We start from the raw sequence: 13,894 nt of genomic DNA, 5'->3' as shown, positions 1-13,894 counted from the left end.
GGTTAAACGGTTGTGCGCTGAATTTTCTGCAGAATCTGGTGTGCTACTTCCATGGCCCGTAAGCCATCCACTTCGCTTACCGGTACATGCTGGTTGTGCAGAATGGCATCCCTGAATTGCTCGAGTTCCATTTTAATGGCATTTACTTCCTGAACGGCAGGGTTTGAAATAGCGATTGTTTTTTTGCCTTTGTTGGTATCAATGTCGAAGGTGAAAGCATCTTTATCTTCACTGCCTTTCATGCGAATGATTTCCGATTTCTTTTCGAGGAAATCGATGCCGATATAAGCATCCCGTTGAAACAACCGGATCTTCCGCATTTTTTTCATGCTGATGCGGCTGCTGGTAAGATTGGCTACACAGCCATTATCAAATTCAATACGAACGTTGGCAATATCGGGTGTATCGGTCATAACAGCTACGCCGTTTGCATACACATTCTTTACATCACTTTTTACCATACTCATAATGATGTCGATATCATGGATCATCAGATCCAGAATTACGCTTACCTCTGTACCCCGTGGGTTAAACTGCGATAAACGATGCACTTCGATAAACATTGGGTTCAGCTGCAAATCTTTCACTGCCAGGAAAGCCGGGTTAAACCGCTCCACATGACCTACCTGTAGTTTTACATTGGCTTCACGTACCAGTTTTACCAGTTCGTTGGCTTCTTCCATGGTGTTACACATGGGCTTTTCCACAAACACGTGTTTGCCCTTACGCACCGCCATTTCGCATAACTCAAAATGATAATTGGTAGGTGCCACAATATCGGCTGCATCGCAAAGACTCATCAGTTCTTCTGCATCGGTATAACGTTGCAGCTGGTATTTTTCAGCAACAGCTTTTGCTGCTTTTTCGTTGGGGTCGTAAAACCCAACCAATTCTACTCCTTCTATTTCCTTCCAGTTGTTGAGATGAAACTTTCCAAGATGTCCGGTACCAAATACGGCTACTTTCAGCATTGCGATTATTTAAGTAGCAGCAAATATAAATGATGGAAAGCCAGCAGGTAAGGAGTATCTTTTTTTCGAAAAAAAGGGAAAAACTTTTTTGCTGAAATAGTGAAACCCCTATCTTTGCACTCCCGAAAACGAGCGGATGATTGCAAAAGAATCTGATCAGGTGTAGGGAAGCTGGATCGGTAGTTCAGTTGGTTAGAATGCCGCCCTGTCACGGCGGAGGTCGCGGGTTCGAGTCCCGTCCGGTCCGCTTGTATTTGGCTAAAACCCGCTCTGGTAGCGGGTTTTCCTTTTTTGGGTCTATTTTTGGGTCTATAAAAACCCATTTTTACGAAGAACTTTACTATACTTTATCTCACTTTATTCAGCTTGATAAATATCACTCTAAAGGTAGTTTTTAGCACTGGAATTGCCCTGAATTTAAAGACTTATTTGTGCACAAAAAAGGCAGTGAAACCCACTGCCATCATAGGCTAAGCCTGCATCAACTGTCTAATATCACTGCCTAAAAAATAGACCCTTGACCTGATCTTTACACGCTTTAGTTTTCCATGTTTTATCCAGTCGTAAATAGTGGGCTTTGTAACTTTGAACAGACTGCAAACTTCCTCTATTTTGAAGAGCGGTTTTTCATTCAACCCTGGTGTTTCTAAAATGCCAAGCTCCTGGGGTTGTGCTTTTTTATTTCGTTCCACTTCTTCCCGAATGATCAGCCGGATTTGAGACCAGAATTCCTCTGGCTCAAAAGGGATCAAAATCGGTACTGCTGAATTTCCTGCCATAAACTCACTTTTACATTTCACACTTATTTAAAAATACCCGGCTATTTATAGAACCGTTTGGTGCCGGTTCATATAAAATATACCCGAACTCATGCAATTCATTAATACATTTATTGTATGTATGCCGGGCATTTATTTTAGCGGCTTTCATGATTAAGATCCTTTCAATTTCCACAGGATTATTTCCACCATTTATATTCCACTGTTGCAGTAAAGCCATATAGATACTTATATGAGTACTGCCTATTCTTGCATCATCTGCAATGGCCTGGTAAAACTCTGATAATGGCGGAAAGAGTTCCATGCTGGTTAATCCTGGTTAGCCTTGTTTCGTTTCCCTTTCAAAGAAGGATTTATCCGGCGTTTCTTTAACAAGCCGCTCCCTGTTGTACCGTTTGTTTCGTCGATTTCGCTTTCAGAATTTGAATCTGCTTGTTTCTTTTTCAACTGAAGTTGTTTTTCAAGCCACTTATTTTGCAAAAAGCGATAGGCTTCATCAACAGTTATTCCGCTACTATTTTCAGAAAAATAAAACCGCTGACTAATATCTGACTTATTCTTTACAGCGGGAATACTCCCAAAGATTTCATGATATGGAGTTCCAAGCCAAAACTTCACTTTAAGTGCAGCTGCAACGGCTTTACCTTTTTCATCTTGCTCAAGTGATGCTAAACTTTCAACAACAGTTTCAACTTTTGCCTCCACCTCCCAGGTTGTTTTATCATTTGGGTCCAATTTCTTTCTTTCATCGAGATTAAATGCGGACATCCAGCTTATGGTTGTCATTTGTTTTTCAAGGTCTGCTATGTTAATCCCGGCAATCATTAACTCTTCAAAGACATCTTTCTGTTGTAATGTTATATCATAATACAGCAACATATAAGCATCGCTTTTCCTTTGCCTCTCAAAATAAAACCTGAACTCCAATAGCTCCTTATCCTTTGCTATTTTGTGGTTCAAATAAAAATTATCAGGTTTAAAACAAATTCTTTTCAAGACCAAACTTCCCAAATTGTCAAACCCTAAAGACTGTAATTGGCTTGCCAATGCCGTTATATTCTGAATATTCATGGTACTGCTGTTGTATATTAAAAAATGGTTTAGGGATGTACTATGACACTCCCAAACCTTTGCCTTTGCTTTCCCTTTTTTTAGGCAGCAGGCTTTGTCCATTCTTTTTCTCCAGCTTTTCCTTTTCAATTTTTGTTACTGGCTTCAAATCTTTTTTTTTATCATTTTCCTGGCCTTCCTTTACTTCTTTGCTGCCTTTATCTATTCCAGATTTGTATTGCTCCAGGGATTCCTTTGCAACCATCTTCATGTTGGAATCGTATAGTGTGACCTTTTTGTACTGCGGATCAGCTTCCATAAACATTTTATGGCTGCTGCCATCTTTTTCAATGGTTACAGATTGTACATTCCCTTTTTCCAGTGATTGCATAAGCGCCTTAGATTTATCAGGGTCATTTAACTCGGCCACTGCAAATTTTTCTACAGCGGCTTTCAAATCATAGCCATAGTTTTCATGGAATTGTCTTACCTCGAAATTGTTGTGTTTGTCTTTGTTTTCAAAGTCAAGCTGCAACCATGCTTTGTATGGTTGTCCTTCTTTGTCTAAGAGCTCTTTGTGTACTGCCCGGCCATCCAGCAGATTAAAAGCTTCCTTTGCCGTAACGCCTTTGCCTTTATTTAAATAAAAAGTTTGATTGACTTCTTCTCCATTGCTGCGATGCAGGGAGGCCTGGTAATTGTTGAAGAAGTACATGTCTGTTGATTCAGACTTGCGGAAATTCAGCGAGGCCTCAAAGCCTTTGTTGCCGATTTCATTGAAGAATTCCAGCTTAAATTCTGGCTTACCTTCCTGTAGATTTTTTTCGAGATCGGCTTTGAGTGCATCGCCAAAGCCCATGTACTTGAGATTGTCACTCAGGTACTGAAGATTTTCCTGATTCATAAGTTTAAAATTTAATTGTTGTGAAATAGTTGTTGATTCAAAATGCTCGATCAAGGCATCCGTAAATGCGTTGCCATCCCTGTTGTATAGCCCGTTTTGATCCGGATCATTGATAGGCGTTTGATTAAATTGTTCGCCATAGGGAATCTTTGCAAGCAGATCAGCAATGGAATTAAATGGAAGTACATGAAAACGATCATGATCGCTGATATTATCGGCAGCAAAGCTGTTGGCTTCAATACGGGTAGCAAAAAAGTACACATCTGTTTTGTCCAGATAATAGATACTGTTGTTGTACACCATGTATTGTTTACCTGCACGAAGCGCAAGTTCAGCCAGTGCCAGTACTTCGTCAGAAAGTGGATGTTCGTTCTGCATGTTCATTTATTTAATCCTGTCGATCTGCTATTAGAGGTGATACAATTCTAGAGGTTCTATATTTTTATGGAGTATTCTTTTCTTTAGAAGCATAATCCGGCAGCAGAATCGATTGCATCAGCTTTTTATTGCTGATCTTTAATTGCAGATGGCGACCGCCGTTTTTTTCCATCAGCTGCATCAGCATTTGTTTGGCGTCGGGAATAGTAAACTTTTGCACAGCAATTACCAGTGTATGTGATGTCATTGCTTTGATCACTCCGGGATTTGCAGTAACCAGCAGAGGAGAGAGTTCCTGTTCCTGGACAGCTGTGCGGTTTGCTTTTTTTCTATCACGTATAAACAGTCGAATCAGTTCCGGTTCAAAATCAATCGGGCTGTTATTGGTTAAGTGCAACTGAAAGTATAGAACATCACTTTGTATGTAGATACCCGTTACTTCTGCAACCATATCCCACTTTCTGTCACGAATACCTTTAATCGTTTGGGGATTATCCAGTATACCGGTTGCATAATTTTGAAGCGGTGAGTTTTTTTTGACAGCTACATGATACACCTGCTCTTCAGGTTGTGATAGATAGCGAACAGCAAAGGAATACACAGTTCCGTCAATGGTTACTACACTCAGGTTGGTCTCGGAAAAGTTTTTTGCTGCTGCTTTGACCAGGAGTACATGTGGTGCGTCCTTGATTCCCTGCACGAGAATTGCTTTTGCTCCACGATCCACATGCAGGATGGGATTCGGAAAAACAAGACTGCTGGTTTTATCAGTTGTAATGTTGATAGTAGTTTGTGCTGTTGCCTGAAAAAATGCTATGCACATAATGAAAAAGAAAATGAGCTGTTTCATGTCAATTATTATTAGATGATAATTGTTGTTCTCTTTTTTTATCCCGGAGTAAAAGCCGGTGACCTTCTTTCACCACTACTTTTACCTGTTTTACTTTTCTGCCAAGCAATTGCTTTAAAGTGTTCACGCCAGCAGTAGCAGCTTGTGCACGGAAAGAAGGATCGAGTGTCAGAATATCCATTTGTTGGAGACTGCTTTGTGCAGATTCCTTTGCCACATCACGGCTGATCGCCCCCGGGATATAGATACCTGCCATACCATCCATATCAAAGACCTCCAACTCGATAGGAAAAATGTGTTTACCATAACGAAGACTGCTGATATTAATTTCCAGACGTTCATCATTCAGAGAGACTTTGCCATTTAGTTTTGTTCCTTTTGGTATCAGCGTGCCATTGATAAAAATATCAGTCGCAACCCGCATCTGGATAATCGAACCATTCACCAAAGTTTGCGTCGTATGTACAACAGCTTCGATGGCGGTTGATTCTTCTTCTACTTTATTTGTTTCATCGATGCCAAAGAAACCTACTTGAAATTGCTGTTCATTTGTAGTGCTGTCCAGTAAACTTGTAACAGTTGTTTTTTTATTCGCTGTTACCGGAAAGACAACATTGCGTTGTTTTGTGGATTGCTCTTTGAGTTTTTCTTTCACCCGTTCGGGGTGCTGGATGTCAATAATTTTTTCCAGTGTTCCCTGTATTGCTTTCAGTTCAGGATTTTCCTGACCGCTGTTTTGCATTTGTTGCATGATCAGATTCAGACGGTCAATTTCTGTATTGAATGATGACTCCTTTTCATTGCTGGTAAAGGGAGATGCATTCTTTTCCGGTGAGGGAGTATTCCCTAATTGCTCCTGTAATAAAGCAAGTTTACGCATCAACTCATCTTCGCTGCTTATTCCTTTGTTACTGTACGGCGAACTGTTCAGCCCATAGTTGTATTTAGAAGCTGTTTCTTGCGTCAGCAGTTGCAGTTCATTGGTTGAACTGTGATTACTGTCAAGTCGTTGCCGGTAATAAGGGTCTGTACGCATCCACTCTTCCAGTTTCAGAGAATCTTTTTCTGCCTGCTCATAAAAACGCAGCTTGTCAGTCGGGTCCGCTTCTTTCAGTTTTGAATCAGGCAGATTGAGCAATAATCCGGCTGTCGTTGTTTGCGGGTTATCAGCAGTTTCTTTTCCACCACCCAAGGCCCAGAAAGCAAGACTGATAAAAGGCAGACAGATCAGGGGCAGCATCACCAGCATTTTGCGTTTACGTTTAAACGCTGCGGAATGCTGAACGGTTTCCTTTTTTGCTGCAGGTGCCTGTGGTACTGCATTCGTGGCATCACTTTTCATACGCTTCTTGTTTTTGTTGTGAAGAATAAAATTGTGCAAGCATCCTGATGCTGTCCATCAAACCCGGCCGGGATTGCAGGATGCTGTCGTATTGTTTCGGTTGTTTTTTTTGAAGGCTATCGAAATAGGTCATTAAGTGCCTGATTTTTTCAGCAGTGATTGAGTCGGCAATTGTTAACTGCTGATGATTGTTCCGGTCATCCTGATAAATGATTTCCGGTTGCTGTATCGCAGCGGGCTTGAATAACTGTATTCCTTTTTTTGGATACAGCAATGCTGCCCCGATGATGTAAAGACTGTAGAACCCGGCTGCAGACAAGATCATAGCAAACAGAATCTTTGATTGAGCTACACCCAGCTTGTTGACGATTCCTTTCATGAGTTCCACAAAGCGTTCCTGCAATTGTTGAATAAGCCGAACGATCATGGCAGCAATACGGTCTGTTGTTGTGCTGCTGCTTTTGTTTGTTGTATCGGCTTGTTTTTTTCTGAACATGGTTAGCGGTTTTGCGATTGTAAATCCTGGTTAGAAACTGTTCGCCATTTTTCAATCAGAAATCCATGAGGGTTATGATCGGAGCGTGCTACATTGCGCAGGTATCCTTCTGTGATCAACAGGCGTGTAACAATACTTGCCGGGCGAATGATTCGTTGTTTACCTGTATAGCGGAAATAAAAGGGATATTGATCGATATTGACGGCAATACTGTCGGCTTCGATTTCCTGGCTGATGTTACCCGAGATAACACTTGCGAAATAGCCATTTTCTTTGAGGTTATCATATTGTTCTTTTGCTGAACGGTCGGCCAGATAAAGCGCTTTTGATATATGTTCCTGAATCACCTTGTCATCGGGATCAAGTGAAAAGAAATAATGATGAAACATTTTTACATGATCTCTTGCTTCAACAGGAATATTTTCTTTGCGTTCTGCAGCGAAGGCTTCAATGGCTTTGCCGTTTGCAAGAATAAAAATTCGTTGTTGTGACTGCTGACTTGCCTCATAACTTTTGGCAACAACAAATACACATAACAGTAGTGTACCTGTAATAAACACTACCGATACAAGCCGTATATAACGGAAAGCCGTATCAATATTTTTCATTTTCTGAAACATCTTTCACTCATTTTCATTCACACTAATTGTTTCACAAATCTTAAAGGTTCGAAGTACATCCAATCTGTTAAGTCTTACCACTTAACTTGTCATGCTGGTAACCGTTGCCTCCTCCACCAGCGGTATCTTTAAAATAACCACCGGAAAGTCCTGCGTCAGCCATTGAGCTGGTCATTTTATTATAACCGCCACTGATCGCATCTTTTGCCATCGAAGCACCACCGCTTGCAACGGCCATTGTGGAGCTGCTCATCATGGTAGTTACCTTCTGCATGAGTGTATTACCGCCGCCTGCATTGATGATATAATTGGCTACGGAAGGAACGGTGAAATAACCAACGATACCGATGATGAGAAAGATCAGGTAAGCAGTATCTGTTGCACTAAAAAACGTGTCGCCTGAGTTGCTGATCTGCTGCAGATCAACTTTGAGCATATTCTCCTGGATCTTACCAATGATTCCTCCAAAAATATTTGCAACCGGTAACCACAGAAAAATATTGAGGTAGCGGGCAATCCACACCGTTAGTGTATGCTGAAACCCGTCAAATACTGCAATGCCGAATACCAGAGGTCCAAGAATTGCCAGTACAATCAGGTAAAAGGTTCGGATGGTATTGATACAAAGCGCAGCTGCTTCAAATAAAATCTGTAATACTTCAGCCATCCATTGTTTAACAGAGTTGCGGAATTGATACGAGAACTTTGCAGCAGCAAATTTTACATCATTGCCTATTGTTTCCATCCAGCCTTCTTCCTGGTCTTTGTAATAATATTTGTACCAGCGTTCACGATCCCCAAGTCCCGATGGTCCGACATACATTTGCCAATATGCTGTTTGTTTGATCGCTTGCTCTTTCATGATGAGCAGTTGCGCAATGGCTTTGTCTGAGTTCTTCACCATTGCTGCTGATGCAGTAACAGTTGGTTTCATCACGCCGTTGATCATGGCAATAACAGAAGGGAAAATGAGTATGGCAAAACCAAGCACAAATGGACGGAATAATGGATAAAAGTCAACAGGTTCGGCTCTGGCAATATGCCCCCATACTCTTGAAGCAATATACCAGGTAGCCGCAAAACCTGCGATGCCTCGTCCGACACCAATCAGTTGGCTGCAAAGGGGTATCATGTCATCATACAATTGCTCAAGCACCGATTGCAGGCTTCGGATACTTCCAGCCATGGAGTTTTGTGCTATGCCCCTCATTGGAAGAAACATTCCGAATGTCATTATTATCACCCTTACACACAAATGCATATACACATTTTTAAAATGAATTATTCTATACGATCATCATCTATGAAGTAGCCGCATGCGATCAATTTGCTGTTGTTCTGATTTTCGTTGAAGTGACAGAAGTTTTGTACTGTTACTGAATTCACGGACAAAGCTGTATTGTGATTCAACAGAAACAAAAATTCGGTCTATGGCTGCTAAACGTTCATCATCACTCATGCGTAGTTTACCGGCTGTAACAACAAGCAACAGTTCTTCTACATGCTTGAGTGTTTGATGGATGAGATTGTCATAAACCGTAGCCAGGTAATTCAGTTCTGTTGTGTTGAACTGTTTATCTGATCTGAACTGCTGAAGAACTTTTTTACTGTCGTTAACGATCCGCAACTGATAATCGATGATGTCTGCAATCCGTTTGTATTTTTTAACGGCAGGACTTACGTCTGCAAGTCCGTCCAGGAAGACTTTGTGCAGTTTGAAATTTCCTTCGGAGATATCTTTTACTGCATTATACCCATTACTGATCAGTTTAAAACCGTCGTACATGTTTTGCAGTATCTTTTTAAACTGTGCCAGTTTTTCAAGGTTCAGCAACAGTTGCTGAATTTCCGCTGCCTGCGCATTACTTTGAAAACTCATGCTGCACAAGAGAAAAAACAGAATGATCTTTTTCATTGCAGGTTATTTAATTGTTTGGAATGTTGTACAGACCGTTGCTCGTTGATACGGTTACGTATCAGCAGTCGCATTTCTTCACTAAGTGAGCGAAACGAAGCTTCCAATCTGATCGTATTTTGTTTCAATTGTCCGATACGGTTAATCCGTTCATCGTCTTTCAATTCTAATGCATATGCTGTGAGCAACTGAATTAATTCATCAACATACTGTTTGCATTCGTTCATAAACATGTTAACTGAACGTTTGCAGAAATCCTGTTCCTCCTTGGTTAGAATGAGTTGTTGACTGACTTCATGAAGCAGTTTGTTACAGATAAGAATCAAATTTGCTTGCGTGACAACAAGCCCGGATAAAGCAGCATAGCGGGAGACGGCAGGAGATACCTGTTGCAAATGATCAAATTTCAGATCATGCAAAGTAAAATCGCCGTTTTTAATGCTGTTGACGGTGCGTAATCCACTGCTGACAATGTTATAACCCTGTTTGGCATATTTCAGGAACGTTTTCAGTGCAATGATTTGCTGAATCATTTCTTTAGGTGCCTGGTTCGTTTGCGCTGCCGCTTTTTGAATGATCAGCGTTATTGTGAGTAGAATTATAAAGAGTTGTTTCATGGCTATGTTTTTTTGAAGGTTAAACGACCTTTAATTTAATGGCAAAGCATAAAGTTTACGCACATGATCGATCTCACCTTTTTCCAGCCCACGCTGAATGGCGATGATTTTATTTTGTTCGTTGAAGTTTTTCAGATCTGCGTATTGTTCATCCAGCGTACCGGCAATTGCCTGGATTATTTCCAAACGTTTGCCATCACTCATTTGCGTTTCAAAGGAAGTGATGACGAGTGTTAACTGGTCAATGTTTTGGGTACTCTGTGCAAGGATACCTTCGTAAACAGAAAACATATACTGTAGTTCTTCCTTAGAGAAATGCTTGTCTTTTTGAAACACCGCCCATGCCTGTTTGTATTCTTTCACTAAGTTCATTTGGCGTTCGACAATATCTTTTACTGTTTTGAGATAAGTAATGGCTGTTTTTACTTTCCACAATTCTTCAAAATACTCTTCATATTGTTTGCGTTGTTTTTCGACCCAGTCTTTGATCTCGTTTAATTTCAACTCAGACATTTTGTTTTCAATCGTCTTCTGCACATTTTGTAACCAGATGGTTTTGTTTTGTAATCGCTGAATCTGCAGGTCGATTTCTTTAATGACTTTAATCACTGCTTCTTTGATGATCTGCAAAATGGGATCAGCAGCCTTTGTTTGTTGTACAGGTACAAACAAGCAGAATAAAATGAGTGAGAGTGTAAGAAAGATGTTTTTCATTTGTTTATTTTTTATTGCTTTTTAGCCAAATAGTATATCCATAAAAATGATCATCGCTGCTGGTGTAAATTCGCTCGGTAATTTTTATGGATATTTCATGTCGATTCTATTTGATTTTTTGAAAGATCATAGTACCGTTATACAAAACCTGCTTCTTTTCATCAAAGGAGTAGACACGCAGGTTTCGTTGGTTCTGTACTAGCTTTTTTTCTGTATCATAGATTCCCTGATCCGTGATGACTTTGTATTCAGGCTCCTGTGCAACACCATCCAGTACCCGCTCATAACGCCATCGTTGTTCAATCAGGAAGCTGTTGACATCAGGGTGTTGAATTTTGATCGTGATGGTATCCTCGATGCGTCCAAACTCCCTTACCTCGCTTCGAACATAAGTGCCCGGAATAAACGCAAGGGTGCTGTCAGGTTTGAGATCGGAACAACTCAACAGCATTACAATGAAAATATATAGCGATAGTGCCTGTTTCATGATAGCGATGTTTAAGATTGATTGAATTCACCAGCCAGTTCCTGAATGGCCCGCTCAAGGTTGCCTCCATGTTTGCGTGCATATTCTTGTACTTTGATTTTTTCCTTTTCTTCAGTTGTGTATGCGAGGTATTCTTCGGGTGAAACTTCTGTGCGATAGACTTTGCTCACCACGCCGCCAAGTGAAATAAATACTTCTTTGTATTTTCTGTTGGGATCATTCGCTTTGTTGATCGAAAGGATCAATGCCTTTTCTTTTTCTGTCAGGCCCAATAATTCCTGTATCTGATCAAACTTGTTCTGGTACTTACTCTGGTCGAGCAATATTTTGCAATCGCTGTTATTGATGATTGCCTGTTTAACCACCGGCGAAGAAATAATATCTTCAACTTCCTGGGTAACAACAATAGCTTCACCGTAAAACTTGCGCACGGTTTTAAACAGGTACTTGATGTATTCGGCCATACCTTCCTTCGCAATGGCTTTCCAGGCTTCTTCAATTAAAATGATTTTACGGATGCCTTTTAGCTTGCGCATTTTTGAAATAAATACTTCCATGATGATAATGGTTACAACCGGAAATAGGATCGGATGGTCTTTGATATTATCCAGTTCAAAGACAATAAAACGTTGTTGTAACAGATCAAGATTTTCCGTGGCATTCAACAGGTAATCAAATTCGCCACCGGCGTAGTAGGGGCGTAGTACATACAAAAAATTCGATACATCAAAATCTTTGTCCTGCACGTTGTCGTTTTTTAAAACGCTAACAAATTCATCTTTTAAGAATTCATAAAAGCTATTGAAGCAAGGAAAGATGGTTCTGTCTGCTTTCAACCGGTCAAAGTATAACTGCAATGCGTTGGAAAGGGCTACGTATTCACTCCGCTTGAAGCTTTCGGTGTCTTTTTTCCATAGTGCCAGCAACAGCGTTTTAATACTTTCTTTCTTCTCAGTGTCCAATACATCTTCATCAGTAATATAAAACGGGTTGAAGCGGATCGGCTCCTTTTCGGAGTAAGTGAAGTAGTAGCCCTTTACCAGGTCGCATAATCCTTTATACGAATGACCTACATCCACCAATACAATATGAGTACCCTGCTCGTAATAAGAGCGCAACATATGATTGGTGAAAAATGATTTACCGCTTCCCGATGGGCCGAGAATAAATTTATTCCGGTTGGTGCAGATGCCTTTGTTCATTGGTTCATCAGAGAGATCAACATGAATCGGTTTGCCCGTTAGGCGGTCGCCTAAACGGATGCCAATGGGACTTAGAGATGAACGGTAATTCGTTTCAAGGTTTAAAAAACAACAGGCCTGTGGGGAGAATGTATCAAATGTTTCATTGATCGGGAAATCTGCTGCATTCCCGGGAATACCTGCCCAGAAGATTTGTGCCGCCCCCTCGGTTTCCAGTTTTGGTTTTGCATCCATTTGCGTTAATGCCGAGGAACATAAATTCCGAATGTGTTTGATTTGTGAAGTTTCAGTTGTCCAACTGAGTAAATTAAAATGCGCTTTCACTGGTAAGCGTTGTTCACTGATGGCTTCGTTCAAAAATGCATCTGTTGCTTCCTTTGCAATAGCGTTTTCACGACTGTAAGCAGCAAGTGATTGCAGACGCAGTTTTTTACTTTCGAGTTGTTGAAACAGTTTTTGCGTATCGTTGATAAATACATATTGGCTGTAGAGATGATTACAGGACAGTAACTGTCCTATGGGTGAAGCAAAGCCTACACTGAATTTTGTTTTATCGGTAGAGTATTTATCATAGTTGATTCGGGAGCCACACATGGCTGGTACAAATTCAGCATCTGCCATGGTAAACAGCTGGCAATGAAATTCACCGATCTTCCATTCCGGCTTAAATTCAATGTCACGGATAACGCCATCGTTTTGTCCCAGGTTCACATATTGCAATACAAGATCAGCAAGTGCTTCATTACGTAAGCGTTCTAATTGTACAAAACCGCTGTCAGTCAATATTTTTTTGAACTGGCCGGTCAGGTTGAGGAATTCATGCAGGAATTTTGCATCCAGTGTCTCTTCCGGTACAATGTGTTTGCGCAGCAAAGTAGAAAAAAGGGAAGAGGCAGGCTTTCGTTTACTTGCTTTTCTTGTCAGTAGTATAAAAGCCTTGTGATCGAGATAAGGGCGCTCATCGAAAAAGCGGTTGCTGCTGCGGGAGAGAAAACTTTCCTGATCTGTTTTGTAATCCGGCTGAAAACCTGCTTCGGTAAACCAATCCTGTTTACAAAGAATACTGTTCACCGGTAATACTTTAATGGCCTTGATCCAGGCATGATGAAAAGCCTCGTATTCATCATTACTCAAGGTGAACAATTCCGGTAATGAGATTTGGTATGAAATAGTAACATCACCATACTTGGAAAGGATGGCATCATGTTCGATGGCATATACCGGTAATATATCAGATAGTTTGCGCATGGAGTAATTGCTGTTTGAGTTGAACCAATGAATTGTTTTTGATCACGGCGGGAATGGAACGTTTGGCAATTTTTTTCATCATGCCGTGTTCTCCATAGGTTCTGCTGAGTCTATAGATATGCATGAACAGGACAGAACCGAGTATAACAGTAACAGGTAAGCATACCAGTAAGACAAAACCACAGAGATAAAGAATAGCAAATAAGATCAACAGGCAAACCAGTCCACCACCGAGATACCAGATATATTGTGCCTTCAGTCCCTTAAACTCAATGGACTTGTTGATGTTTTTATTGATGCTGTAAACACTGTTTGTCATGG

General features: G+C 40.7%; 16 protein-coding genes and 1 tRNA gene. 1 reads left to right on the top strand and 16 read right to left on the bottom strand.

Annotated features, from left to right (window positions below):
* Window positions 1-2 precede the first annotated feature (2 nt).
* A complete protein-coding gene (locus IQ13_RS17025; protein ID WP_144887847.1) occupies window positions 3-971 on the bottom strand; it encodes a Gfo/Idh/MocA family protein in 969 nt (322 codons plus the stop codon).
* A 173-nt stretch (window positions 972-1,144) separates the two neighbouring features.
* Between IQ13_RS17025 and IQ13_RS17020 the strand changes: the two genes are divergently transcribed.
* Window positions 1,145-1,218: transfer RNA gene (locus IQ13_RS17020), tRNA-Asp, on the top strand.
* Between the two features lie 223 nt (window positions 1,219-1,441).
* Here IQ13_RS17020 and IQ13_RS17015 read toward each other — a convergent pair.
* From IQ13_RS17015 to IQ13_RS16945, 15 genes are all read right to left on the bottom strand, one after another.
* Complete coding sequence (locus IQ13_RS17015) at window positions 1,442-1,750, bottom strand: helix-turn-helix domain-containing protein (protein ID WP_144887846.1); 309 nt, start codon at window positions 1,748-1,750, stop codon at window positions 1,442-1,444.
* Window positions 1,751-1,760: 10 nt separating this feature from the next.
* Window positions 1,761-2,054 (bottom strand): hypothetical protein, encoded by a 294-nt coding sequence (locus tag IQ13_RS17010; RefSeq protein WP_144887845.1) that lies wholly within the window; start codon window positions 2,052-2,054, stop codon window positions 1,761-1,763.
* A gap of 5 nt (window positions 2,055-2,059) precedes the next feature.
* Window positions 2,060-2,821: a hypothetical protein gene (locus tag IQ13_RS17005; RefSeq protein ID WP_144887844.1), complete on the bottom strand. Its 762-nt coding sequence runs from the start codon at window positions 2,819-2,821 to the stop codon at window positions 2,060-2,062.
* Between the two features lie 40 nt (window positions 2,822-2,861).
* A complete protein-coding gene (locus IQ13_RS17000; RefSeq protein WP_144887843.1) occupies window positions 2,862-4,082 on the bottom strand; it encodes a hypothetical protein in 1,221 nt (406 codons plus the stop codon).
* A 64-nt stretch (window positions 4,083-4,146) separates the two neighbouring features.
* Window positions 4,147-4,932 (bottom strand): conjugative transposon protein TraN, encoded by a 786-nt coding sequence (gene traN / locus IQ13_RS16995; RefSeq protein ID WP_144887842.1) that lies wholly within the window; start codon window positions 4,930-4,932, stop codon window positions 4,147-4,149.
* 1 nt (window position 4,933) lies between these two features.
* Complete coding sequence (gene traM / locus IQ13_RS16990) at window positions 4,934-6,274, bottom strand: conjugative transposon protein TraM (protein ID WP_144887841.1); 1,341 nt, start codon at window positions 6,272-6,274, stop codon at window positions 4,934-4,936.
* Window positions 6,264-6,770, bottom strand: a complete 507-nt coding sequence (locus IQ13_RS16985; RefSeq protein ID WP_144887840.1) for a hypothetical protein — start codon at window positions 6,768-6,770, stop codon at window positions 6,264-6,266. Before IQ13_RS16985 ends, traM begins: the two co-directional genes overlap by 11 nt.
* A gap of 2 nt (window positions 6,771-6,772) precedes the next feature.
* The gene (gene traK / locus IQ13_RS16980) at window positions 6,773-7,390 is read right to left on the bottom strand and encodes a conjugative transposon protein TraK (protein WP_144887839.1); all 618 of its coding nucleotides are present in this window, start codon (window positions 7,388-7,390) and stop codon (window positions 6,773-6,775) included.
* A gap of 67 nt (window positions 7,391-7,457) precedes the next feature.
* Window positions 7,458-8,576, bottom strand: a complete 1,119-nt coding sequence (traJ, locus tag IQ13_RS16975; protein WP_242009578.1) for a conjugative transposon protein TraJ — start codon at window positions 8,574-8,576, stop codon at window positions 7,458-7,460.
* Window positions 8,577-8,687: 111 nt separating this feature from the next.
* Window positions 8,688-9,305 (bottom strand): TerB family tellurite resistance protein, encoded by a 618-nt coding sequence (locus tag IQ13_RS16970; protein WP_144887837.1) that lies wholly within the window; start codon window positions 9,303-9,305, stop codon window positions 8,688-8,690.
* On the bottom strand, window positions 9,302-9,922 hold the full coding sequence (locus IQ13_RS16965) for a hypothetical protein (RefSeq protein ID WP_144887836.1): 621 nt from the start codon (window positions 9,920-9,922) through the stop codon (window positions 9,302-9,304). The genes IQ13_RS16970 and IQ13_RS16965 overlap by 4 nt, the downstream gene beginning before the upstream one ends.
* 30 nt (window positions 9,923-9,952) lie before the next feature.
* Window positions 9,953-10,636: a conjugal transfer protein TraI gene (locus IQ13_RS16960; RefSeq protein ID WP_144887835.1), complete on the bottom strand. Its 684-nt coding sequence runs from the start codon at window positions 10,634-10,636 to the stop codon at window positions 9,953-9,955.
* A 106-nt stretch (window positions 10,637-10,742) separates the two neighbouring features.
* Complete coding sequence (locus IQ13_RS16955) at window positions 10,743-11,123, bottom strand: hypothetical protein (protein ID WP_144887834.1); 381 nt, start codon at window positions 11,121-11,123, stop codon at window positions 10,743-10,745.
* An 11-nt stretch (window positions 11,124-11,134) separates the two neighbouring features.
* Window positions 11,135-13,573, bottom strand: a complete 2,439-nt coding sequence (locus tag IQ13_RS16950) for a TraG family conjugative transposon ATPase (protein WP_144887833.1) — start codon at window positions 13,571-13,573, stop codon at window positions 11,135-11,137.
* Window positions 13,557-13,892, bottom strand: coding sequence for a DUF4133 domain-containing protein (locus IQ13_RS16945; protein WP_144887832.1), 336 nt, complete (start codon window positions 13,890-13,892; stop codon window positions 13,557-13,559). Before IQ13_RS16945 ends, IQ13_RS16950 begins: the two co-directional genes overlap by 17 nt.
* Window positions 13,893-13,894 lie beyond the last annotated feature (2 nt).

This window comes from Lacibacter cauensis, assembly GCF_007830055.1.
GTDB lineage: Bacteria > Bacteroidota > Bacteroidia > Chitinophagales > Chitinophagaceae > Lacibacter > Lacibacter cauensis.
The sequence above is the reverse complement of the archived record's forward strand: the minus strand, read 5'-3'. Positions and strand labels throughout refer to the sequence as shown.

What these genes read in the sequence shown, in the direction of transcription:
- IQ13_RS17025 (WP_144887847.1), bottom strand. Translation starts at nt 971, where the DNA reads ATGCTGAAAGTAGCCGTATTTGGTACCGGACATCTTGGAAAGTTTCAT.
- IQ13_RS17015 (WP_144887846.1), bottom strand. Translation starts at nt 1,750, where the DNA reads ATGGCAGGAAATTCAGCAGTACCGATTTTGATCCCTTTTGAGCCAGAG.
- IQ13_RS17010 (WP_144887845.1), bottom strand. Translation starts at nt 2,054, where the DNA reads ATGGAACTCTTTCCGCCATTATCAGAGTTTTACCAGGCCATTGCAGAT.
- IQ13_RS17005 (WP_144887844.1), bottom strand. Translation starts at nt 2,821, where the DNA reads ATGAATATTCAGAATATAACGGCATTGGCAAGCCAATTACAGTCTTTA.
- IQ13_RS17000 (WP_144887843.1), bottom strand. Translation starts at nt 4,082, where the DNA reads ATGCAGAACGAACATCCACTTTCTGACGAAGTACTGGCACTGGCTGAA.
- traN (WP_144887842.1), bottom strand. Translation starts at nt 4,932, where the DNA reads ATGAAACAGCTCATTTTCTTTTTCATTATGTGCATAGCATTTTTTCAG.
- traM (WP_144887841.1), bottom strand. Translation starts at nt 6,274, where the DNA reads ATGAAAAGTGATGCCACGAATGCAGTACCACAGGCACCTGCAGCAAAA.
- IQ13_RS16985 (WP_144887840.1), bottom strand. Translation starts at nt 6,770, where the DNA reads ATGTTCAGAAAAAAACAAGCCGATACAACAAACAAAAGCAGCAGCACA.
- traK (WP_144887839.1), bottom strand. Translation starts at nt 7,390, where the DNA reads ATGTTTCAGAAAATGAAAAATATTGATACGGCTTTCCGTTATATACGG.
- traJ (WP_242009578.1), bottom strand. Translation starts at nt 8,576, where the DNA reads ATGGCTGGAAGTATCCGAAGCCTGCAATCGGTGCTTGAGCAATTGTAT.
- IQ13_RS16970 (WP_144887837.1), bottom strand. Translation starts at nt 9,305, where the DNA reads ATGAAAAAGATCATTCTGTTTTTTCTCTTGTGCAGCATGAGTTTTCAA.
- IQ13_RS16965 (WP_144887836.1), bottom strand. Translation starts at nt 9,922, where the DNA reads ATGAAACAACTCTTTATAATTCTACTCACAATAACGCTGATCATTCAA.
- IQ13_RS16960 (WP_144887835.1), bottom strand. Translation starts at nt 10,636, where the DNA reads ATGAAAAACATCTTTCTTACACTCTCACTCATTTTATTCTGCTTGTTT.
- IQ13_RS16955 (WP_144887834.1), bottom strand. Translation starts at nt 11,123, where the DNA reads ATGAAACAGGCACTATCGCTATATATTTTCATTGTAATGCTGTTGAGT.
- IQ13_RS16950 (WP_144887833.1), bottom strand. Translation starts at nt 13,573, where the DNA reads ATGCGCAAACTATCTGATATATTACCGGTATATGCCATCGAACATGAT.
- IQ13_RS16945 (WP_144887832.1), bottom strand. Translation starts at nt 13,892, where the DNA reads ATGACAAACAGTGTTTACAGCATCAATAAAAACATCAACAAGTCCATT.